At 52.4% G+C, this 22,202-nt stretch carries 15 protein-coding genes; 7 read left to right on the top strand and 8 right to left on the bottom strand.

Annotation, left to right across the window (positions count from 1 at the left end):
- Positions 1-85: 85 nt before the first annotated feature.
- Positions 86-2,017: an NAD(P)/FAD-dependent oxidoreductase gene (locus tag SBL51_RS15690; RefSeq protein ID WP_317932028.1), complete on the bottom strand. Its 1,932-nt coding sequence runs from the start codon at positions 2,015-2,017 to the stop codon at positions 86-88.
- A gap of 518 nt (positions 2,018-2,535) precedes the next feature.
- Between SBL51_RS15690 and SBL51_RS15685 the strand changes: the two genes are divergently transcribed.
- The 6 genes from SBL51_RS15685 (at position 2,536) to SBL51_RS15660 (ending at position 11,550) form a co-directional block, all read left to right on the top strand.
- The gene (locus SBL51_RS15685) at positions 2,536-3,669 is read left to right on the top strand and encodes a helix-turn-helix transcriptional regulator (protein WP_317932026.1); all 1,134 of its coding nucleotides are present in this window, start codon (positions 2,536-2,538) and stop codon (positions 3,667-3,669) included.
- A 336-nt stretch (positions 3,670-4,005) separates the two neighbouring features.
- Positions 4,006-4,980 (top strand): TauD/TfdA family dioxygenase, encoded by a 975-nt coding sequence (locus SBL51_RS15680; RefSeq protein ID WP_317932024.1) that lies wholly within the window; start codon positions 4,006-4,008, stop codon positions 4,978-4,980.
- A gap of 179 nt (positions 4,981-5,159) precedes the next feature.
- Complete coding sequence (locus SBL51_RS15675; protein WP_317932021.1) at positions 5,160-6,884, top strand: N-acyl-D-amino-acid deacylase family protein; 1,725 nt, start codon at positions 5,160-5,162, stop codon at positions 6,882-6,884.
- A gap of 185 nt (positions 6,885-7,069) precedes the next feature.
- Positions 7,070-9,301 (top strand): TonB-dependent receptor, encoded by a 2,232-nt coding sequence (locus tag SBL51_RS15670; RefSeq protein WP_317932019.1) that lies wholly within the window; start codon positions 7,070-7,072, stop codon positions 9,299-9,301.
- 114 nt (positions 9,302-9,415) lie between these two features.
- Positions 9,416-10,756 carry an aromatic ring-hydroxylating dioxygenase subunit alpha gene (locus SBL51_RS15665; RefSeq protein ID WP_317932018.1) on the top strand — a complete coding sequence of 447 codons (1,341 nt, stop codon included), beginning with the start codon at positions 9,416-9,418 and terminating at the stop codon, positions 10,754-10,756.
- Complete coding sequence (locus SBL51_RS15660) at positions 10,753-11,550, top strand: SDR family NAD(P)-dependent oxidoreductase (RefSeq protein WP_317932016.1); 798 nt, start codon at positions 10,753-10,755, stop codon at positions 11,548-11,550. The genes SBL51_RS15665 and SBL51_RS15660 overlap by 4 nt, the downstream gene beginning before the upstream one ends.
- A 74-nt stretch (positions 11,551-11,624) precedes the next feature.
- Here SBL51_RS15660 and SBL51_RS15655 read toward each other — a convergent pair whose 3' ends face one another.
- From SBL51_RS15655 to SBL51_RS15645, 3 genes are all read right to left on the bottom strand, one after another.
- Positions 11,625-12,122: a hypothetical protein gene (locus SBL51_RS15655; protein WP_317932015.1), complete on the bottom strand. Its 498-nt coding sequence runs from the start codon at positions 12,120-12,122 to the stop codon at positions 11,625-11,627.
- Positions 12,123-12,206: 84 nt separating this feature from the next.
- Positions 12,207-13,184, bottom strand: a complete 978-nt coding sequence (locus SBL51_RS15650) for a hypothetical protein (RefSeq protein ID WP_317932014.1) — start codon at positions 13,182-13,184, stop codon at positions 12,207-12,209.
- A gap of 331 nt (positions 13,185-13,515) precedes the next feature.
- Positions 13,516-14,307: a response regulator transcription factor gene (locus SBL51_RS15645; protein ID WP_317932013.1), complete on the bottom strand. Its 792-nt coding sequence runs from the start codon at positions 14,305-14,307 to the stop codon at positions 13,516-13,518.
- Between the two features lie 745 nt (positions 14,308-15,052).
- Between SBL51_RS15645 and SBL51_RS15640 the strand changes: the two genes are divergently transcribed.
- A complete protein-coding gene (locus tag SBL51_RS15640; protein ID WP_317932010.1) occupies positions 15,053-15,178 on the top strand; it encodes a hypothetical protein in 126 nt (41 codons plus the stop codon).
- Between the two features lie 490 nt (positions 15,179-15,668).
- On the opposite strand, the gene SBL51_RS15635 is transcribed toward SBL51_RS15640, so the two are convergent.
- The 4 genes from SBL51_RS15635 to SBL51_RS15620 form a co-directional block, all read right to left on the bottom strand.
- Positions 15,669-17,792: a molybdopterin-dependent oxidoreductase gene (locus SBL51_RS15635; protein WP_317932008.1), complete on the bottom strand. Its 2,124-nt coding sequence runs from the start codon at positions 17,790-17,792 to the stop codon at positions 15,669-15,671.
- A 288-nt stretch (positions 17,793-18,080) separates the two neighbouring features.
- Positions 18,081-19,172 carry an alpha/beta hydrolase gene (locus SBL51_RS15630; RefSeq protein ID WP_317932007.1) on the bottom strand — a complete coding sequence of 364 codons (1,092 nt, stop codon included), beginning with the start codon at positions 19,170-19,172 and terminating at the stop codon, positions 18,081-18,083.
- Between the two features lie 68 nt (positions 19,173-19,240).
- Complete coding sequence (locus SBL51_RS15625) at positions 19,241-20,839, bottom strand: hypothetical protein (protein ID WP_317932006.1); 1,599 nt, start codon at positions 20,837-20,839, stop codon at positions 19,241-19,243.
- A gap of 584 nt (positions 20,840-21,423) precedes the next feature.
- Positions 21,424-22,113 carry a helix-turn-helix domain-containing protein gene (locus SBL51_RS15620; protein WP_317932004.1) on the bottom strand — a complete coding sequence of 230 codons (690 nt, stop codon included), beginning with the start codon at positions 22,111-22,113 and terminating at the stop codon, positions 21,424-21,426.
- Between the last annotated feature and the right edge of the window lie 89 nt (positions 22,114-22,202).

Below are 22,202 nucleotides of genomic sequence, written 5' to 3'. Positions count from 1 at the left end.
TTATCTTTCTCCTTTTAAGCACCTACCGTGGCAACCATTCATTGTTAACTCTATTCGAAGGGTTACCACTGCAGAGTGCTGCCGCTTATTGAGTAGAGTATTGAGACAGGTCAATCTCTGCTGTGAATTGCCGGTAAACCGCCAAGCGCCACGGCGAATTGAGAATTACCCGGCCCTGTTTATTCTTATACCAACTGGTTACACCTGGGTGAGACCATACTAACTGCTTATGCTCTTCGTCCACCTTCTGGTTGTAGGCGAGGTAGGGCTCCTGTTTTACCTCTAACTCTTTATAGCCATTTTCCAACATCACCCGCAAGGCATCGGAGATATAGCGCACCTGGCACTCGCTGTGGAAAAAGGCACTGCCGCCATGAGCCAGGTTGGTGTTGGGTCCATAGAGCGCAAAAAAGTTCGGGAAGCCAGGCACGGTAATACCCAGGTGTGCGCGTGGGTTATCTTCGCCCCAGCAGTCACGAATACTCACGCCATTGCGGCCCACCACCTGCAGCGAGCCGAGCATGCGGTGCGCTTCAAAACCGGTGGCCAGCACAATAACATCAGCTTCATATTTACGGCCGGCAATGACTACACCATCTTCTTCAATCCGGTCGACCCCGCTATTAATCAGCTCCACATTGGGCCGGCACAACATTTTGTACCAGTCGTTATCGCGCAACATGCGTTTGCCAAAGGGCGGATATTCCGGAATGGTTTTTTCCAGAATATCGGTCTGATCGCCCACCTGGGATTTGGCGTAGTTGATCAGATCCTCGCGCATCTGTGCGTTCTCGGCATTGAGCGAGTGAACCGGATCGGTCCAGTTGGGGTCGATACGCAGGGTATCGTAGAAACCGTCGGAGGCAGCCCAGAACAGGCCAAAGCGGAACCAGTCGAGGTAGTAGGGAATATGCTTACTGGCCCAGGTTACCGCCTCTGGAACCCCCTCGTGATACATGGGGTGTTTGATGATCCAATGTTTCGAACGCTGGGCAATAGTCAGCGATTTTACCCGGTCAACAATGGCCGGCCCCACCTGAATGCCGGTGGCGCCAGTGCCAATCATCACCACTTTTTTGCCGGTCAGATCGACGCTGTGATCCCAACGGGCAGTGTGGAACATAGGCCCTTTAAAGCTCTCCATGCCAGGGAACTTCGGTACCGAAGGTTTGTTGAGGGCGCCCACGGCACTGATAAACGCACGCGCGGATAAATTACTCTCGGTGCCACCGGCAGCCACGGTTTTTATTTGCCAGCAACAGCTGCTCTCATCGTAACTGGCAAGCTCAATCGCCTCATTAAAGCGGATGTGTTCGCGCAGCCCGAAGTGGTCGGCGATATGTTCCAGGTAGTGCTGAATTTCCGAGCCTTTACTGAAGTAGTCGGGCCACTCCGGGTTGGGCATCAACGAGAAGGAGTAGAAGTGGCAGGGGGTATCCACACCAATGCCCGGATAGGTGTTCTCATACCAGGTGCCGCCCACCTCGCTGTTTTTCTCGATAATGGTAAAGGGGATACCCGCCTGCTTCAGGCGCACACCCATCACCAGGCCAGAGAAGCCCGCACCGGCAATAACCACCGGAAATGCGTTTTTCTGCTCATCGGATACCGCGTTGTGCCACTGCACCGCGCGATAATCGACGCCGCCAAGGCAGGTCTCTTCGTAAAAGATAGGCAGATACATATCGGGTACATCGGCACCACAGGCGACATCCAGCATGGTTTTCAACTCCCCGGCAGAGGGGTTGTGGTGCTCTACCCCGCCGCTCTCGGCCAGGCGCTCAATGGCGGCCACCAGGTCGGCGCGGATTTTAGTTTGCAGCTCGGTGGGAATCTCCTGCTGATAATCCCAACCACCATGGATATAGGGACGTACCTGCTCAAAGTAGGCGGTATCCCCCGTCAGGTGAACATAGCTCATCAGCAGCGGCACAATGTGAGCACCGGCTATACTTTTGCGTAACATCTCGGGATCTTTGGCAGCATCGCGCAGCTGCTTATTAATATCGATTTGCATTGGTTTGATCTCCTGCTGTGGAAGACTGTATGGGAGTCCTACATGTTTTATTGTGATAATGAACCAGGCGGCTTTAATGTAATCGAACCAATAACTGACGCATAGTCAATTTTTAACAAGGGGATGTATACTTGATTTCCCTCAAATAGTAAAGTTAGAAAATAGATTCAACACGGTTTCCGAGGGGAGCGGTTGGCGGGCTAAGCAGCGCCCGAAAAGAGCCGATCAAGGAGAGATAAATTAATGCAATAAACAGCGCTAATGCTGAATTCTTAGCCGGTATTTATCGGGTTTGAAGGCAATCAGAATAGTCGCGCTGACTAAATAGCCGAACCACTCACAGCGCAAAGGAACCAAGGGGGCGGTCGCGATATAACATGCTGAGAGGCCCTGACCGGCGTTGTTTCTGGCAGTGAAGCCATAACCAAAAACTAACCATGCGTCATATATTGGCAAGAGCACTAGGACCAAGTAACAGCTTCGGGGGCTATGTATTGATAACTTCTGGCATTAAAAAGATGAATAATAATTTCGAAGATCTACTACTGGTCTTGTCACAAACCCTGGTTGAGCAACCACCCTGGGAGTCCTTTCTCAGGGCGATGGAGCGCTTTTTCGACTGCCAAAACTGTGTCCTTTTTTTAAGAACCCCCACCGAGGCTGACGCCGGCCTAATTATCTCCCAGGAGCGCACGGTCTCTACCCCCGCCGAGATCGTCGAGACCTACCATGGCTCGCCGTTTCTGCAGCTGACGGACGGAGAAATCTGTTCGTTAAAGGGGATACGAGAACAACCGGAGCGATACCACCAGTTCAATGGCTACCTGGAATTCCACAATCGCTGGCAAACAACGGATATTTTGGCGATAAATATCAAAGACGAAGATTCAGGCACACACTTTTACTTCCGCCTGGTGCGCTATTCACACCCGTCAGAATTTAGTGAAGACGACCATAAGGCGTTGCAAAAGCTCTACCCGCACCTGAAGGCAGCCGCGGCAATTTACGGTTGCCTGGTCAACCAGAAACGCCAGATCTACCTAAGCGATAAAACCACCACCACACTCGGCTTTGGATTTTTAGTGCTAAAAAGTAACGGGCAAATAGTTCAATTAAATAATGAAAACAAGGTAATGATGCTGAACTCAGCCGCTGCTCGGTTAATCAAAAACCAGTATGGCATCGGTATCAAACAGGGTAAATTGGTCTTTCTCGATAAAGAGGCCAACGCCCAGTTGCAAACAACCATTGCTCGTCTACTCGACATAGACAGCGAGGAAGAGAGCTACAAGTTTGAGGTACCTGCCACCCGGGATGGCGATAACAATCTATTGGTAATGATTAATACATTTTCCATGCCGCCAGAATTTGGCGACAGCGACGGGCCCCTGGTATCACTGGTGATTCGCGATAAAAACGAAAAGCCCAACTTATCAGCCGAGGTGATTGCCGGCTATTTCGACTTTACACCAGCCGAATCGCTATTGGTTGAGCGCTTGATTATGGGTGACAGCCTGGCCGAATCGGCTGAGTATTTGGGCCGCTCCAAAAGTACGGTTAGAGCGCAACTCAGCTCAATTTTTTCAAAAACCGGCACCCATAAACAGCATCAACTGATCAGCCTGATTATGCATACGGTGGGCTCTTACTGAGCCGTTCCGACCGCCCAGCACCGATTCAACCCCACATCATAACCCATTGTTTTGCTGGATATTTTACCAAAAACCCCGCCAGAGCGGCCGACGATTAAGGCGCTACCCCACCCCTTGCAAGCGATCGACTGGCAGAGCCGATGCCCAGGATTTTCCAACTCTTGCAAAAAAATATGGCCGTTTAGTGCATTTGACTGATGTAGCGCCTGCCGCCCTTTGCCAAACTAACCAAAACAATAATTCAGCAACACCGGCAGCCGAGATTGGCATCAACTCATAGAACGCCGCCTGACTCGCCAAGGTGTTGCACCTATTCCTAAGATGGTGGGCTGATCTATGGTAAGTACGACCAATACCCTCACGCTGCTGGATTCTGTCGAGGTTACAGAGCTTCAAGATTCTCTACCTTTTGGCGCAATCGTTAAAGGCTTAACGTTGGCCATGCTTGATCAAAGCAATGTTCGGCAAGCACTCAAAGACCTCTTCATTGACCGCGGTGTAATTCTTTTTCAGGGTGAAAATTCTCACGAGATGCAGCTGGAGCTTAGCCGCTGTGTCGGGCCACTGGAGCGATTTCCCTATCCCCAAACCTGGGTGGAAGACCACCCAGAGCTGGTCAAAATAAAATATTTTCCCGACAACGGCACCTGCTACGAGGTGAATGGTGAACGTTTGGGTGGCTGGGTTCCCTGGCATACCGATCTGATCTACACCGATGAAATTAATCGCGGTGGCATATTGCGCCCGGCCAAATTATCCGAACACGGCGGCATAACCGGCTTTCTCGATCAGATACTGGCCTACGACAAGCTGCCCAGCTATTTACAAAAAGAGATTGAAAATCTGCACGTTGTCTATTCGCCCGACATCAATCTGGAAAACTCTAAATTTGCTGGCGTGAAAAAAGTTAAGTTTATTAGAGGCGCCAACTCCTTTAACGACATCATCAAAAACGTTTACGACCGGCCGCTGGTAATGCACCCGATGGTCTTTACCCAAGCAGAGACCGGCCGAAAAATCTTAAACGTCTCACCCGGCTTTGCCCACGGCATTTACGAGATAGGTGGCCCTGAAGGCGACGCCTTATTATCGGAAGTTGCCGCCTACTGCACCAACGAAGACTTCGCCTACTTCCATCACTGGCAGGAGGGCGACATGGTGTTGTGGGATAACTGGCGGGTTCTGCACTGTGCTACCGGGGTGCCGGTCAACGAAGAACGAATGATGTATCGCACCACCATCGCCGGCGATTATCGTTTGGGAAAAAAGCTGGAGTGGGGCAAGAAACCTCTCGAGAAAATCGATATTTAGCAGTTCAGATTGGTTGTTATAACTAAGCAGAAACGTTATGGAATCTGCACCTGGTACGGAATAAAAATCTATAGCAGTGCATTGGCTATTAACCCAAACGCAGGCTCTGGTTTGGGCCAAAAAGGTAACCAATACTCAATGCTGATTCATCGCTATGAAAATAATAATTGGAGTTAAACGTGATTGAGCAAGTTGTTGATTTGGTTGTGCGTAACGGCACAGTAATCGATGGCTCCGGTGGCGAGCCATTTACTGCGGACATCGCTGTGCAAAACGGCAAAATTGTTGCGATAGGCAAGGTGCATAGCAAGGGCCACACAGAAATTGACGCTAAGGGCAAGATGGTAACGCCCGGCTTCATCGATATCCATACCCACTACGATGGGCAGATCACCTGGGAAAATACTCTTAATCCCTCCTCCGGCCATGGGGTCACCACCGTGGTGATGGGTAATTGCGGGGTCGGTTTTGCGCCGGCAGCGCCCCATCAACGCGAGCTGATTATGAAATTAATGGAGGGGGTAGAAGATGTGCCCATGGAGACCATGGCCGAAGGCATTCCCTGGAACTGGGAGACCTTTCCCGAATACCTGGATGCGCTCGATCAGCGCCAGGCCGATATCGATTTTATTGCCCAGCTGCCGCATAACCCTCTGCGGGTTTATGTGATGGGCGAGCGCGGTGCCAATGGTGAACCGGCCACCGAAGAGGACTTGGCCACCATGCGCAGGCTGACCAAAGAGGCCATACAAGCCGGAGCCTTTGGTGTCTCCACCACGCGCAACCATGCCCATCGTTTTCGCGATGGTCGCCTGGCGCCATCGGTAACTGCCGATGAACGCGAAATTATGGCTCTAGCCGACGGCCTGGGCGATGCCGGCACCGGTGTCTTCGAGCTGCTGTGCGATGCTCAACAAACCGCGGAGGAGCAGGTAGGCTTTCTGCGGGAAATTGCCGACCACTGTCAACGTCCAATCACCTTTTCCCTGCTGAAAAGCGTCGACCAACCCGATGCCTGGCGCAAGGTCGCGGCCAGCCTCAACGACTTGGCCGCCGAGGGCTATAAAATCCAAGGGCAGATTATTCCGCGCCCGGTGGGCATTTTGATTGGCTTAAATATTTCGCTACACCCGTTTGCCTTTCACCCGAGTTTTCGAAAAATTGAGCATTTGCCGCTAGCTGAAAAGGTCGCGGCCATGCGCGACCTGGATTTTCGCAAGCAGTTGTTGTCGGAACAGGCAGACGACCCACACGACTACTTTAAAACCGTGGTGGAAGATACCAACTGGTTATTCCCCCTTGGCGATCCACCCAACTATCACCCAGCCATGGCCGACAGTATCGCCGGCCGCGCACGGGCATTGGGTTTAGATCCAATGGAAGTGATCTACGACGAGCTGTTAAAAGATAACGGCCACGCACTACTGTACCGACCTTCGGCCAATCGCGACGGTGACCTTTTTGAGGGTGTTGGCGAGCTGTTGCTGCACTGCGACCACACGGTGTTGGGTTTGGGTGACGGTGGTGCCCACTACTCCATGGTGTGTGATGCGGCCTACCCCACCTACTTCTTAACCCATTGGGTAGACCATGCCGACCCCAAGAAAAATGTACCCCTGCCGCAGGCGATTAAAAAATTAACCAGTGACCCGGCCAACGCCATCGGCCTGGATGACCGCGGTCGCTTACAGGTGGGCTTAAAGGCAGACCTGAACATTATCGACCTTGAGCAGTTATCCCTGCACGCCCCCAGGGTAGCTTTCGATCTACCCGCCAGTGGCCGGCGCTTGATACAAAAGGCCGACGGTTACGTTGCCACCATTGTTGCCGGTGAAATCACCTATCGCGATGGCCAAGCGACGGGGAATTTCCCCGGACGTCTGGTCCGTGCCAATGCGAGGTGAGATCAATAAATTGAACGCCGGCTTCGCTAAATTGGAGTGGCAATTTGTGTTTAGTGAACACGATAGTCCACTTATGAAAGCCGAAACCATAACAGCTATTCGTTGCTAATTTTTGCTTACCAGGCCACGAAAGAAGTTAGATAAAAATTCATAAACATAATAATTGAAGAGCGCCGAGGTGAATTATGTCAGTTAAACCCAAACTCAATCTATGGCTGGCGGCGAGTATCGCTGCCGCCTACAGCACCCTGGCCAGCGGCCAGGAGAGCGTAGCAGCAGAGACAGACAGTCAAAATTTGTCTGGCGTGCTGGATATGGAGGAAATTGTGGTTACCGCACAACGGCGGGAAGAACGTCTGGTCGACGTACCCATCTCGATTACAGCCCTGTCGGCGGAGGATTTGATCAGCTCTGGCATCAATTCAACCGCAGATTTGGAACGGGTGACACCAGGCCTGGAACTAACCTTCAATGGCGGCTTTTTACAGCCGGCCATTCGCGGGGTATCGTCCCAGGGTTCCAGTGCCGGTGACAGCTCCAATGTGGCGTTTTATTTAGACGGCGTCTATATGCCATCCCAACCCGGCCAGTTGATGGATCTGCCCGATGCCTCCCAGGTGCAGGTATTGAAGGGGCCACAGGGCACACTCTATGGCCAGAACGCGACCGGCGGCGCGATTATTATTGATACCTTTGCCCCCAGCCTGGATGAACAGTTTGGCCGCTTCAGTGCCAGTTACGGCAACTACAACGACGCCAGCCTGAACGGCTATTTTGCCACGCCGGTCTCCGACAGTGTGGCAATCAGCATCGCCGCCTCCAGCCAGGATCGAGATGGCCTGCGCGACGACCTGGTCTATGGTGGTGAGGATAAAGGCCTGCGCTCCACCGTGCTGCGCGGTAAATTACTGTGGGCACCAACCGACGACATTTCGCTACTCTTTTCCGCCTTTCAGTCGGAGCGCAAGGACAGCAGCCCCTACAGTGGCGTCGCCTACGATAATCGCTCGATCGGCTACCTGGCCGCCGCCGCACTGCCTGCCGGCTACCCAGTGCCCACTCCGGATGAGTTTGAGACCGCCACCAGTCGCCCGGTCGATACCGATTTTAAAACCCGGGGCGCGAGTCTGCGGGCCAATTTTCAATTGCCAATGGGTACCCTGAGCAGCACCACCTCCTACACCGACGCCACCATCGATATGGATGTCGATGTCGACTACACCTTCTTCCATCTGGCCGATGTGACAGTGGATCTGGATCAGGATTTTGTCGTGCAGGAGCTCAACTTTGTCTCCGACCTGGATGGTAATTGGCAGTTTACCAGTGGCCTGTTCTACCTGGATGGCCGCGAGGAGTACCTGCCCAATACCTTTAGCGTCGCCTTTAACCCACTGCCGGCGCCAGCCTTCTCCGAGGCAGACGCGCTGATGACGCCGGTGCAGTATACCTACGGCTATATCGATAAAACCATTTACGCCGCCTACCTGGAACTCTCCTACGACCTGGGCGAGCGCGTAAAATTGGTGGCCGGTGGTCGCTACAGTAATGAAGAGCAGGATGTCTACTCCAACTGGCCAGATCCACGCTCATCTGAGATTGTCGCTTCGCCTTTTAATACCGCCTCGTTTAATCAGTTTACACCGCGCTTCACCATTACCTATGCCCTGAACGACACCTCCAATATCTACGCCAGCTACGGTGAAGGCTTTAAGAGTGGCTTCCTGAACGTGGCTGCGGCCGATGAACACCCGGTGGACCCAGAGCAGCTCTCTTCGTTTGAGGTGGGCTACAAGGGTAAGGTTACTAAAGGCTTGGATGTAAGCACTGCCCTGTTCTACTACGACTACACCGACCTGCAGGTTGCCCGCTACGAAGCCCCCAATTACGTCACCGACAACGCCGCCAAGGCCTCCATTTCCGGCCTGGAATTTAATGCCACCTGGAAACCTTTGAAAGCACTTTCACTGGCGGCGGGCTTCACCTATCTCGATGCCACCTACGACGAATTTCCTGGAGCTACCGCCAACGAGTGGCGGCCGCAACAGGGTGGCAACGTGCTCGTCGATTTTGACGCAAGTGGTTACGACTTGATTCGATCGCCGGAATTTACCGGGTTTATCAATGCCAATTATCAGAGGGAAACGAATATCGGATCTTTCAACCTGTACACGTCGGCCTACTATAACGACGGTTACAACCTGGAACTCTCTGGCGCCATCGCACAAGACTCTTACACCCTTTGGGATGCCGAGCTCGCCTTTACGCCAGCAAAGCTGCCCAATTTGCGGCTCTCTTTGTGGGGACGTAATTTAAGTGATGAGGCAGTGCTACAAAGTCTATTGGAGACCCCCTTCGCCAGTGGTGTCTCCTACGGCCCTCCGAGAACATTTGGTTTGCGCATAGATTACAACCTTTAGTTCTCCAACAACGAATTAAAGTAAGCAGTGCAATAACGGCTTAACCGCCAATGCGATCAATTAACATTAAATACTTTTATTTGCCAAAGTGGATATATAAACGAGGGTACAGCAGTGAACTCAAAACCACCGATTAGCGAACAACACAATAGCGTCAGCGTAACACTCTCAGCTGAGCCCTATATCTCTGAGGAGTACGCGCGGGCGGAAAAAGATCGACTTTGGAAGAAAGTCTGGCAGGTCGCCTGCCGCGAGGAAGAGATACCCAACCCGGGCAATTATTTCACCTACCAGATTCATGATCAGTCAATCATCATTGTACGCTCGGGCAAGGATGAGATCTCCGCCTACCGCAATGCCTGTCTGCATCGCGGCCGGGAATTGACCGAGGGCTGTGGCTCGACGCAACGCTTTCACTGTAAGTACCACGGTTGGCAGTGGCATCTAAACGGTGAGATCGCCAAAATTTACGATCAGGAAAGTTTTGGCGAGGGCTTTAATACCGACGACGTGCGTCTGATGCCGGTTAATGTCGATCGCTGGGGCGGATTTATATTCGTTAACCTCAATAACGAATGCGAGCCCCTGCAGGAATTTCTGGATAAAGTGCCCTACTATCTGGATCAATTCGATATTGGTGGCATGCGCTATAAATGGCGCAAAGCCGCCAAGGTAGCGTGCAACTGGAAGGTAGCCGTTGAGGCGTTCAACGAAGGTTACCACGCCGCCACCACCCACCCCATGTTGTCGCGTTACGGCAATGCCCGCATCTGGAGTCGCGCCGTTGGATTGCACAGTAATATTGGCCAGGCTCAAGCCGGCGGCGGTGGCATCGGCACCTCGGTCAATAGCAAAGAGGGGATGGACCTGCGCGCCGCCGCCCTCGGTGCCGTTAAACAACAGAAGGAGGTATGCAACGCCAATACCACCGACTCCTTTATTGCCGCCGCCGAAAAACTCTTTGATGTATTACCCGAGAGCGCCAGTCCCACCGAGGTTAGCACCAAGCTGATGGAGATCGCCCATCAAATTGACGCAGAGCGCGGTGTTAGCTGGCCCGAGATTGATCGTGAAAAATTAATTGAAGGGGGCATCAACTGGAATGTCTTCCCCAATACCATCATCCTGCCCAATGTGACCTTCTGTTTGGGCTTCCGGGCACGCCCGGATGGCACTGACCCAGACAGCTGTCTGTTCGAAGTATTTGCCCTGGAGCGTTACCCGAAAGGCGAAGAGCCCAAGCCCGAAATTGAACATGAGGTTGAGTTCACAGAAGAGCGCTGGGGTCTGCTGTTAGCCCAGGATTTTGGCAATATGCCCAATGTGCAAAAGGGGTTGAAAACCGACGGTCTGGTGTTAAGACCCAATCCCTATTGGGAGGCCTCGATTATCAACTTCCAACGCTCATTAGCGAAATATATGGGTTCTGGTGGGCCAAAGGAATGTGACGCATGATCGGCCAGGAAGCTGCTACCGGCTCGGCAACGGCTGCCACGGCTGATCTATTAAACCTAACCGGCAAGTCCGCGATTGTTACCGGTGCCGGCGCGGGCATTGGCCGTGCGATTGTGAAAACATTGGCACAAGCCGGCGCGGTGGTTACCGCGGTTGACCGCGACGCCGATGCACTCGCTGCAACCGAGTCGATCATCCGCCAGGCCGGTGGTGAAATCGCCACGGTGGTGGCAGATGTGAGCGACCCGGCAAGTATTGACGAGGTATTACAGGTGGCGTTGCGCCCTTATCAACGGGTGGATATTTTGGTTAATAACGCAGGCATCTACCCCCGCGGGCAAGCCATTCCGGATCTCGACACGGAACTGTTTCAAGCAACCTTACAGCTCAATTTGATGGCCACCTTTGGCTATCTGAGTGCAGCGGCGAAAGTGATGCCGGCCGGTGGGGCTATCATCAACATATCGTCCAACGTCTCCTTGCGGCCGACCAGCCCCGGCATTGCCCACTACTGTTCATCCAAGGCGGCGGTCAATGCCCTAACCCGCTCGGCCGCGGTCGATCTGTCGGGCCGCAGTATTCGGGTCAACGCGGTGCTACCCGGAATTGTCGCGACCGAGGGGACCAGCGCCCTGGCCGATATGTACGATCAATTCGCCCAACGCACCCCCTCCGGCCGTATTGGCCAACCCGAAGATGTCGCCAATACCGTACTGTTTTTAGTCTCGCCGGCAGCGACGTTTATTAATGGCCAATCTATTGTGGTGGATGGTGGCGCATCGATCGTGGGTTAGGTGAATCGTTTAATAAGTAGAGCCCGTGCGGCAGACTTTTATCGTACGGCTTCTCCCCACCCAGTCATCAAATTTTAATCACTGAAATAGACGTTATAGCGCGTATTGCTGATCTTCCACTGCTCGCTATCGCGAATAAAACTCACCCGGTAGACCGCCGTAGCGGTTTGCAGATAATTGCGAACCTGTGCACTGGTGACCGGCGCCTGACCTCGGGCAATGAGCTCAGCCCGGTTATCCTGCTGTTCAACCGCCAGGGATTGCTCGGCAAAGCCCGCCAGCAGAGCCTGGTATTGAGTAAAGGCTTGCTGGGCGCGGGCATCGCCGCTAGCTTTTACACGGGCATCGCCACGATTTTTTAATAGTGGTGAATCGTCGCTGAGATAGGAGCGTACATCGTCTACGCTTTCAGCCTGGGGTAAGGCAGCAACAAAAGCCCGATAGACCGAAATTATGTTGGCTTCAACCGCCGAATAATTTGTGAATGGTCCGGGGTTAGCCTCAGTAGCGCTGGCAGCGGGCGCTACAATCAAAAAGGCTAACAACACAAATAGAAAAGATCGGTAGTGCATCTTTAACTCCTCTGAACAGGCGCTCGACAGTTCACCACCAGGCCAACTGCCGAGCGCCCCTCGAACTACAAACCCGCCACCAATTTAGTGACCCATATGGTGCATCATGAACCACATAGGCACCGGACGGCCGCCGTTGATCTCATCTTCATCCAGTGCCCCCGGGTCTACATTGGGGTTGGTGTTACCGAAAAACCCGTGAGGATTAAGTGTAAACAGCCACATATGAATCATCCAAACATTGACATAAGGGTTGATATAGATGGGTTCCAAACCATCAAAGCCCGCTAATTGCGGTTCGGCATTGGGCAGTGCCTGGCACTCGTTGTAGGAGAGCAGCTGTTGCGCATACCACTCGCCGGTATCCGGGTCGGTCACCAAACACATGCCCCCGTGGGTGTGCCAGTTTTCATGTTCACTGGAGGTGAACTTCGGTGGTTCATCGGCAAAGGCTTGTGGTCGCTCATCTTGCCAGGCGGTGCCATCGGGCCAATCCAGTGTGCTGAGGCCGGTGGGAGAATCGGGGTCGTTGAACAGTGGCGTGGCGGCCTGGCCCCACCAGAGCGCAGCCACCTCGTCGCGATCCGTCCACAGGTTAGCGCCGTGCGGCTGCTGATAGTTGGCAGTACCGCCCGGTTGATAGGCCCCCATCGAGATAAGCTGACGAATCCAGTGTTGCCCGTGGCCCGCCAATGCCGGGCCGAACTGGCCCCACAGAGTTGACTCCAAATAACTTTGATCCACGCTTTGCAGGTGGCCAAGACGGCCATAGAGTTCGGCCATCTCCTGGTCAACAACGGTACTTGCCTGGCCGCGCTCATCCCAGGCTTGGTCACAATCATCTCCGTCAAAAGTGCCGTCTGCATTCAGGTCAAAAAAGGCGATGTACTTATTTTTCCAGGTGGCGGTAACGCATTTGGAGTAATCCTGGTAATCCACAGTGCCATCACCATTGAAATCGCCAACGGTGAGGATTGGGTCGGGCTGCATCTCTTGGGCAAACGTCGAGTGTGAAACAACAGTCAATCCAGCGGCAAGACAAAAACAGGCAAGTTTTTGCATATTGCTCTCCTTATTATTTTTATGCAGTGGGTGCAGTGTGTCCGCCACAACGGCGGTAAGCACATGCTATGCAAATGGCTTAGGGAGAGAAATCCCTGACATTTGAGGGGAAAGGGGCTGTTTGGAAGCGTAAAAGTCGCTTTTTATAGCTGTTAGCGGCCAATAAAGGTTGGCTTTATTATGAATTTCAATATTAGTAACTACTGCCGTGTCACTGAGTTTTAACCGTAGAGTCATTAATTGACGAAGGGCGATCACACTCATTTGCCAGGCGCAACCCCGGCTCACTTAAATCAGATCCAAAACAGCTCCCTGGCGTGCAGCGGCTTAGTTAGAAAGGCCCAGCAATCTGCACGGCCCGGGCACAGGCCTGGCTACGTGTTTTCGCGCCCAGCTTGCGTTTGGCGGAAGTAATATATTCATTAACGGTGGCATCCGAAAGATTGAGCTGCCGGCCAATCTGTTTGGTGGTTAAACCCGCCGATAAGCAGGCCAGGCAGTCACGCTCTCTGGGCGAAAGAATGGGTTTCGTTTTATTGGCCTCTACCAGGTTGCGAATTTGCAATCCTTCACAAAAATGAGAATAGGCCAGCTGCAACTTCGGAGCGTGCGTTTTCTCAAACTGCTCAATGGCACCGCGGCTAGCCTCGGCACTGACGATCATTAAATAGGCATTTTCCGAATTGCTGCAAGTTTGCATGCAGAGGAAGCCGTGTAACCCCTGTGAAAAGCACTTTCTCGCCAAGGCTTTTTCGTTCTTATCAAAATGGTTAAAGAAGCTGCTGGTCTCGTAGATAAAGGCAGGTACCCGCCCCTCCACCAGAAATTTAAGCGAGGCCGAATAGCGCGGGTTGATGTCCCGCAGCAGCATCTGCTCCCACTCGTCATGGGTTAAGGCCCCCCCCATACAGCCCGCGATATCATGCAACTGCAAACCATCTACATTGCGTTGCCAGGGGACGCTTTTAATTACCACAGACTGAGTGCTCACCAGTGAGTTAACGCGCTCTTCAATTTCACCGAGTGCGTCTTGGAGGGTGCCGGTGTGGGTGGCAATCGTCCCCCATTCAAATGGATTTAAAGCGGCAGCTTCGTAGCGGAATTTCCGTTGATGCAGTGACATGGATAACACCCATAACCGATGCCCACTGCCACTACCCGCAGACCCGATAAGATTTAGAATTATTATTTTAACCGCCTGAAACAGCCCCACGTGCAGATTAAAACACAACTCAGAAAATCTAAATCGTCAACAGTACAACGGATGGATGATTGAGAGTTGGGGGGGCTTCCGGTAGCAACCTCTCGATATTAGGGGATAAATTTGAAATTACAAGTTTATAGGTGGGCCAAGGTCGGTCGCAGCTAACCCACTTCAGACCGGAAAATATCAACAAACCCACCGCCACAAAAAAAATTGAATTTTTTGCCCCAAAACCATGAGTCGCTCCGTTTATAGCCATAAGAGGGGCTGAACCCTACTTAATAACACTCACCCATACATGTGTTTTCGCGGCGGCGGCTCTGCTGGGTGTAGGCCTGGCAGGCGTTATCGGACGGAGACGCTACCCGCAGCTTACACCTCTAAAAGGAAGGCCCATCCTTATTGACCAATAGTGAGCACGATTTCAACTGTTCTGGCCCTAAAGTGCCTAAAACAGGGGTTTTTGCTTGATTTCAATTAAACGAGGCAGCATGTGACGAAATCAACTTACCCGCCGCCATAGCCAGACCACTATCACTTGTATATACTTTGTAATTCGTTGTGCTAAGCCGGCTTTAGCGTAAAGGCCGGGATTGTTCGGCTATTTCAGTAGCTGAATCAGCGCTTCACTAAAACTCACTCACAATGATTAATGAGAATGAATATGGCTAAAAAGAGTTCAAAAAAAGTAGTAAGTCTGAAAAAAGAGCTCAAAGCACGTAAGAGCAAGGTTGCCAAGCATGAGAGCAAAATCAAAACGCTGAAGAAGAAACTGAAAAAAGCCGCTTAAAAGGTCAGTTGAATTCAGAGGATCTAAACCCGGTAATAACCATTATCGGGTTTTTTCGTATTGCGAATACGCGATTTTTACCCTCTAGACTAAACACCGCCATTACACGGGTTCTAATATTTTTAACAAGTTACTTGGAACACCCCAATACTTGCAGCCGAGAGCGGTGCACTTTGCCAGTTTACTAATGATCACCCCTTAACCGTCAGTAAAATTGATCAATGACACTAGGGCCTGTTAACACTAATTTAGCACCTCTGTTGAGCTTGTGATGGTTATTGGCATCGGGGAGGCCAACACCTTGCGATAATGCCCACCAAAGCAGGCTAGCTCCTCAGTTTGAGGTGCTGTGAAAGGCCAATAGCGCAGCAACCGTTTAATCTTTTCCGCCGTTCGGTAACCACACCGCCATTAAAAAAGCTGAGCACAAAAAAGCCGGTCAGGAATTACCTTGAAGCCATCCTCCCTATTTTAAGTCACTGCTGCGTCCCTAGCCCACCGCCATCACCCGCACCGGCACACCATTCAGCGCTGCGTTGCCGCTGACGGCATCGAACAGGCTGGGGTCGGTGAGGTCGTTACAGCTGACGCCGCCCTGCTGGCTGGCCACAGCCAACTGCACTCCGCCTCGTTGATGGCCCCAGCCGTGGGGCAGGCTCACCACGCCGGGCATCACTTCATCGCTGGCGACGACGGTGGTCTGCACCGCCCCCACCCGCGATTCAATGCGCACCTGGCTGCCGTCGGCCAGCTGGCGCTGGGCAAGGTCATCCGGATGCATCAGCAGTTGCCAGCGGGGTTTGCCCTTCACCAGGCGATGAGCGTTGTGCAGCCAGGAGTTGTTGCTGCGCACATGGCGCCGGCCAATGAGCAGCAGCTGGTCGCCGGCCAACGTGGTGGTGGCGCTATTGAGCCGGGGGATATCGGCCAGAATAAAGTCCACCGCCAGCTGTATGCGGCCATTGTCGGTGCACAGCCGCTCGGCCAGCCCCGGCTGCAACGGGCCCAGGTCCAGGCCGTGGGGATACTCCTGCAGGCGCGCCAGGGAGAGCGCCTGGGGGGCATCGCTGGCAGCACCGTAAAGACCATACTGCAGCCCCTGGTCGAGCAGTTTGGCCGGGGCCGGCAGAGGTTTCAGTGGCTCGCCTTTGGCACCGGCCAGGGCTATAGAGAGCTCATTGAGAATCTGCCAGTCGTGGCGGCTACCGGCTGGGGGCTCGAATACCGGCTGGTTGTAGCGGGCGGTATTGCGCACCGCCAGGCGGTGGAAGGCGATATCGTAGTGGTCGTGCTCCAGCGGGCCGGTGGGGGGCAGGATCACCTGGGCGTGGCGGGTGGTTTCGTTGATGTAGAAGTCGATGGCCACCATGTACTCCAGGCCGGCCAGGGCGCGATCCAACCCCTGGCCATCGGGGGCGGAGAGCACCGGGTTGCCGGCAATGGTCAACAGGCCGCGCACCTGGCCGGGGCCTTCCGTGAGCATCTCCTCGGCCAGCACCACACTTGGGAACTCGCCGTCGTACTCGGGCAGGCCGCTTACCCGGCTCTGCCAGCGGTTAAAGTGGCCCGCCCCCCTGGCGCCGCGGCTGATATGGCCAAAGGCGGGCGAGCAGAACAGGGCGCCGCCTTCGCTGTCGAGGGCACCAATCAGAATGTTGATCACCTGAATGGCCCATTGGCAGAGGCTGCCAAAGGCCTGGGTGGAGACCCCCATGCGGCCGTAGCAGACGGCGCCGTCGGTCTCCGCCAGGGCCTGGGCCAGGCTGCGAATGGTGGCCTCGGCAATACCGGTGGCCGCAGCCGCCCGCGCTGGGGTAAAGGGGGCCACCGCAATGCGCACCGCATCCACACCATCGACGATCTCCGACAAATGGCCCAGGCGCTGCCACTCCTCGGCCAGGATGGTGTGAATAATGGCCAACAGCAAAAAGCCATCACTGCCCGGGCGAATAAAGTGGTGGTGGTCGGCAATCTCGGCGGTTTCAGTGCGGCGCGGGTCGATCACCACCAGCCGGCCACCGCGGCTCTGAATCGCCTTCAAGCGCTTGGTCACATCCGGTACGGTCATCATGCTGCCGTTGGAGGCGAGCGGGTTGCCGCCAATAATCACCATCAAGCGGCTGCGGTCGATGTCGGGAACAGGGATTAACGCCTGGTGGCCATAGAGAGCAAGGGAGAGCAGTTGATGGGGTAGCTGATCGAGCGAGGTGGCCGAGTAGCAGTTGCGGGTTTTCAGCGCTTTGCGGATCAACCCGCCGTGGGTCATGGTGCCGTAGTTGTGCACACTGGGGTTGCCGGCGTAAAGGGCCACGGCGTCGTTGCCGTGTTGGCGCTGAATCGAGCCCAGCCACTCCCCCGCTAATGCGATCGCCTCCTCCCAGCTTACCGTCTGCCAGCCATTGGCCACCCGCTTTACCGGCTGGCGTAGGCGGTCGTTGTCGGTGTGCAGGTCTTGCAGGGCGGTGGCCTTGGGGCAGATATGGCCGCGGCTGAACGGGTCGGCTTTATCGCCGCGAATGGCGAGTATCTCGCGGCCCTGGGTGGTTATCTCCAGGCCGCAGATCGCCTCACACAGATGGCAGGCCCGGTAGTGGCTGGTTACGGAATCCGACATGATGGCGCCCCTTCATTATTGGTCTGATTATTCATGGCTGGTTGTGAGTGGCTACTTGTTCATGCAGCGGCTTTTGCATTGCGCGCACCGAGCAGGCCTGACTGACAGGCATCTATTGCAGGGCAAGTATCCACAGAGATCAATGATCATTTGTGCCATTGTTACTGATCATTCGTAGCTATAGAAAATGGTCACGGTAGCGGAAAGAATTGAATTGGGCTTGGCAATAAGAGAAAAACAGCTTACAGCGGGGGCTTACCCATATCCAAACGGGTAAACCCTGGCAACTTACCTGAGAACGTGGGTATTATTGCTCGAACGGTATTCCAGCATGTGTTCCACCGAACCACCATTGAACATGTAGAGAAACAACTCCCTTAAGGCGTTATTTTCTTCTACCGAGTCGCCTTTAAAATAAGCATGCTCATTGCCAACATGGCTCGCGTCGGTGACATCAATGTAGGTGGCATTTTCGGCATTCAAACGTTTTGTAGAGTGACCAAGCCGGACCTTTTGCTGTTTACCGGGCTTTATGCGGCTTGCCTTTAAAGCATAGTCATTTTCGTTAATAACAATATAGACCGAACCATTAACATCCAGCTTTTCCACCCAATCTTCGTGTTTCTCACGATTAGTATCAGCCGCCACCAGGCAGATATTATCGAAAATCAGATCATCGGCATTAGTTTCGGACGTGCTTAAGGTTCGTTTAAAGAGGTAATTGCCCATGCTGTGACACAAGAGTGAGAGCTTAACCACGCAGGCATCAGAAATGAGTCGCGCATAGAGTACACCGGCCATTTCCGGACTATCGGGATGCCTGGCATTGGCCACAGCTAACGTTTCCTGGCGTACCCCTTCGGTGAGCATTGCATGGAAATCTTTAATCCGGCCAATAAAGCGATTGAAAGCATCAACTGAGACACGGGCATCACTTTTATCTTCCAGATACGCAAGAGTCCCGGAGATTGGACCGCCTCCATTCGCTGGCCAGGAGAAGGGAATAACGATCACATTATAGAGTTTTTCTAACTCATGAGCTGTTTTAACGATATCGGTAATATCGTTGTTAAAACCATGCAGAAAAAAGAGTACCGATTTTCCTTCGTTAACGGCCATATCGAATAATTCACAAGCCACTCGTAAACTACCGAAGTATTTTTTATTTAAATCGAGGTTTAAATTGTACTGCCGGTTTAAAGCTTCAACATCAGTCCGGGCTATTTCATCATCAATAACATCGACCTTCCATCTACCATCTTCTCTAACCACCGAGACCAAGCGTAACTCTTTTGGGCCTTTTTGATTGGGGTGATCCAGAAAAACGGATTTCAGGCTTTTTCCTTTCTCTTTGATGGCTCTATTGGTAACAATATACACAATTTACTCCTTCATATTTTAATTAAGCCACACGATTATGTGCAGCCGCCCCACCTGGCAACGGCTTATCACTTAATAAAATTTCCAAAGTCCACTACATAAGTGACATAAAACTTGATACTGTCCGAGCCATCGCCGTACTTTTTCTTGTATTCGTTATCGGCTGCCACATCAATCTCAACACCGGCCACAAAATTATTGTTATAAACAGGTGCTTGGCCTTTTAACTTCCAGCGGCGCCCAGAAAGCTCCTCATTCTTGCCATACAATATGTCGAAGTATTGCACGCGAGAGTAGGCAAACCTTAAACCGGTGTAATAGCTCTCTTCAAACTCACTCTCCTGGCGCTCGGATTTCATTACGTTAAATTGAAAAGTTGGCCCAGCCAACAGATCTCCATTTTGAATATCCGTGGAAGAGTGCGACCAGCTAACACCGTGATCCTGCGTGGAACGCATAAGAAAAAAAGCCGTACCCAATTCACCACTTATGGCACTGGTCACCTTCTTATCACAGGCAGCCAGCCAGACTTCCTCATCTGAAGGTGTACTACAATCAATATCATTGGCCGCTACCACAGGCGTTCCAGCGTTATCACTCGTGGCCACCGCTTCCATCGACTTCGCAAAATACTCTACGGTGGAGGTCTGATAGATACGACCAAATATATGAAACCACTTTTTACTTAGAATGGAATAAGAGGAGAACTCATAACGTAAAATCGAATCACTTTTTACATCCTCAATAGTTGCCCCTTCTACACCCAGAAGAAAGTTGGCTCCGTATTGGCAACTCCAGGCATCACAGTTGAACACACTGCTACTACTTTTAACCGCAATGGTGATCGGCAATGGTTTTGATTTTGCCAACACAGCCCCTTTACTGCTTCGATACTCCGCCCTCGCCACCAACACCACCTCTCCAGCCCCTTTGGCAATAGGCATAACAGCGAGCTCGCCGCTTTTGTCGTTAAGTTCGCAGGTTAATACCCCTTGAAATTGATTGATCTCTGCCAGTCGATTAGCCAGCAGGCCAATATCCGCCTTGGTGGCCGGTGCTGCAGACTCTTCTGCAAGAGCCTCTGTTTTGCTGTTACAGCCCGTTACAGAATAGACCACACTTCCGTCGGTGGTGGGCGCGTTACCTTCCGCGCCCTGCGAGACTTGAAATCGTGTCGATAAATCAATAGTGTAAACCCCTACCTGGGAGGTAATCTGTTCACTTTCGCCAGCGATTGATTTGATAACGATTGGCATGGCGCTAACGGCTTTCGAATCTGACTCGGCGGCCAGATTTTTTAGCACCGCATAGTTTGCTTTAAAGTTTTCGTTATCTTTATAGTTTTCACTAATCGATTCGAAAAGATCTGCCAACTGCTTAAAGCAGGCACCAATGGCTTCAACCTTTGTGGCCGAGACACTACCTACCTCCTGCCAACTTAAGGTTAATTCTGGCAAGCGGCCGCTGCCACAAAAATGGAGAATATCTGCGATTAATATTGCATCAGTGGATATTGAGGACAGGTCGGTTGCAGTAGAGACCAGCTTGACTTTGGTGAGGTCACTGAAAATATTGTCATCATCAGGAGCTACTGCGCCTGCCACATAAAAGGAAAAAAGTGGCGAAAAAAACAACACTAAATGAGCGAAAATTTTCCGAACCTGCATAATCCATAATCCCTTAATAGACTGCTATCCTACCGATATTTAATTTTTCCGCGCTAAGACAAATCGCTTAGGCGAATATCAATATAGATATTATGTAAGTGCCACTTTCACGGAACTCAGACAGTGGCCCCCTGGTGTGCAATAGTTGGTTCTGCATTCAGCCCTATAGATGGCCGGGAAATTATTTTCGACTGAGTTTAAACCAAACAGGAAAGTAGCTGGAGTGGGTTAGACATTGCAGCAATTCCCTATGGGACAAATAGATATACCAAGCCCCATTTCCCTATGGCCAAAAAGACTCTAGAAATGGTCGGGAACGCAGAGCACTAATAAGCGCAACCGAGCTTTACTGACCAGGAAGTAAAAGTACTACAAATAAAATGGACAATGAAAAATTTTGAGAAGACTTTTTGTTAAGGTTTGTTAACTAACGGGATAGAAATGTAAACTTTCCAAAAAAGTAATTAATTCAGACAAAACTAATAGCATTAATTTAGGAGAAAACATCCAAACAACCTTCCATCCTCCATTCTTGGTGAGGCTACAGCACGCAGCCACTTCCCTCCACCACGAAACCCACAAGCTTAAACACTTATCTCACTGGCCGGCCGGATGCCAGCAAACAGGGAGTCTTTAATCCAGAGTTGAATATCCCGTGTTAAAGCTTTGGGTCCGACCAGTTTCATGCGGTTCTCTTTCACCGCCGATTTATAGGAGCGGTCGCCCATCCAGCACTCGACCATGGTGCGCAGGTCGGTGGAGAGGTAGACGTCCACCTCTTTGCCCGGGTCGTCCAGGCAGATATCGACATTGCAGCCGTGCACCAGCAGCCACCAATCCTTCAATACTTTTTGGTCGGTAAACACAAATTTAATGACCGACTCATCCCCGGGCAGGGAGTCGGTGTTGATGCTGCGCTGCAGATAAAGCATAAGCAGTTCGATATCGAGGTCGGTCTCACGCAGGCTGCCCCGTGCCCAGCGCATACCCCACTCGCCAATGGCCAGAATCATGGGCAGGGTCTCTTTGCCGGCCACCGTCAGGTGGTACTCAAAACCGCGCTGGCCGGAAATTTTGCGGCGCAGCACCAGCTCGGCATCGCACAGTTCGTTCAGGCGCTTGGTGAGAATAGTGGGTGAGATCAGCGAGAGGCCCCGTTGCAGCTCACTAAAGCGGGTGGCCCCCATGTGCAGCTCACGCAAAATCAGCAGCGTCCAGCGCTCACCGAGCAGCTCCAGCGACTTCGAGATGGGGCAAAATTGACCGTATTCCATAACAGCCTCCATTGGCGATACAGATTGAGTAGTGCGTAACTACAGAATGTGTAGTTGGATGCTACAGCATCCGCAGTATTGTGAATACT

This window comes from Halioxenophilus sp. WMMB6 (assembly GCF_033283405.1).
GTDB lineage: Bacteria > Pseudomonadota > Gammaproteobacteria > Pseudomonadales > Cellvibrionaceae > Halioxenophilus.
The sequence above is the reverse complement of the archived record's forward strand: the minus strand, read 5'-3'. Positions and strand labels throughout refer to the sequence as shown.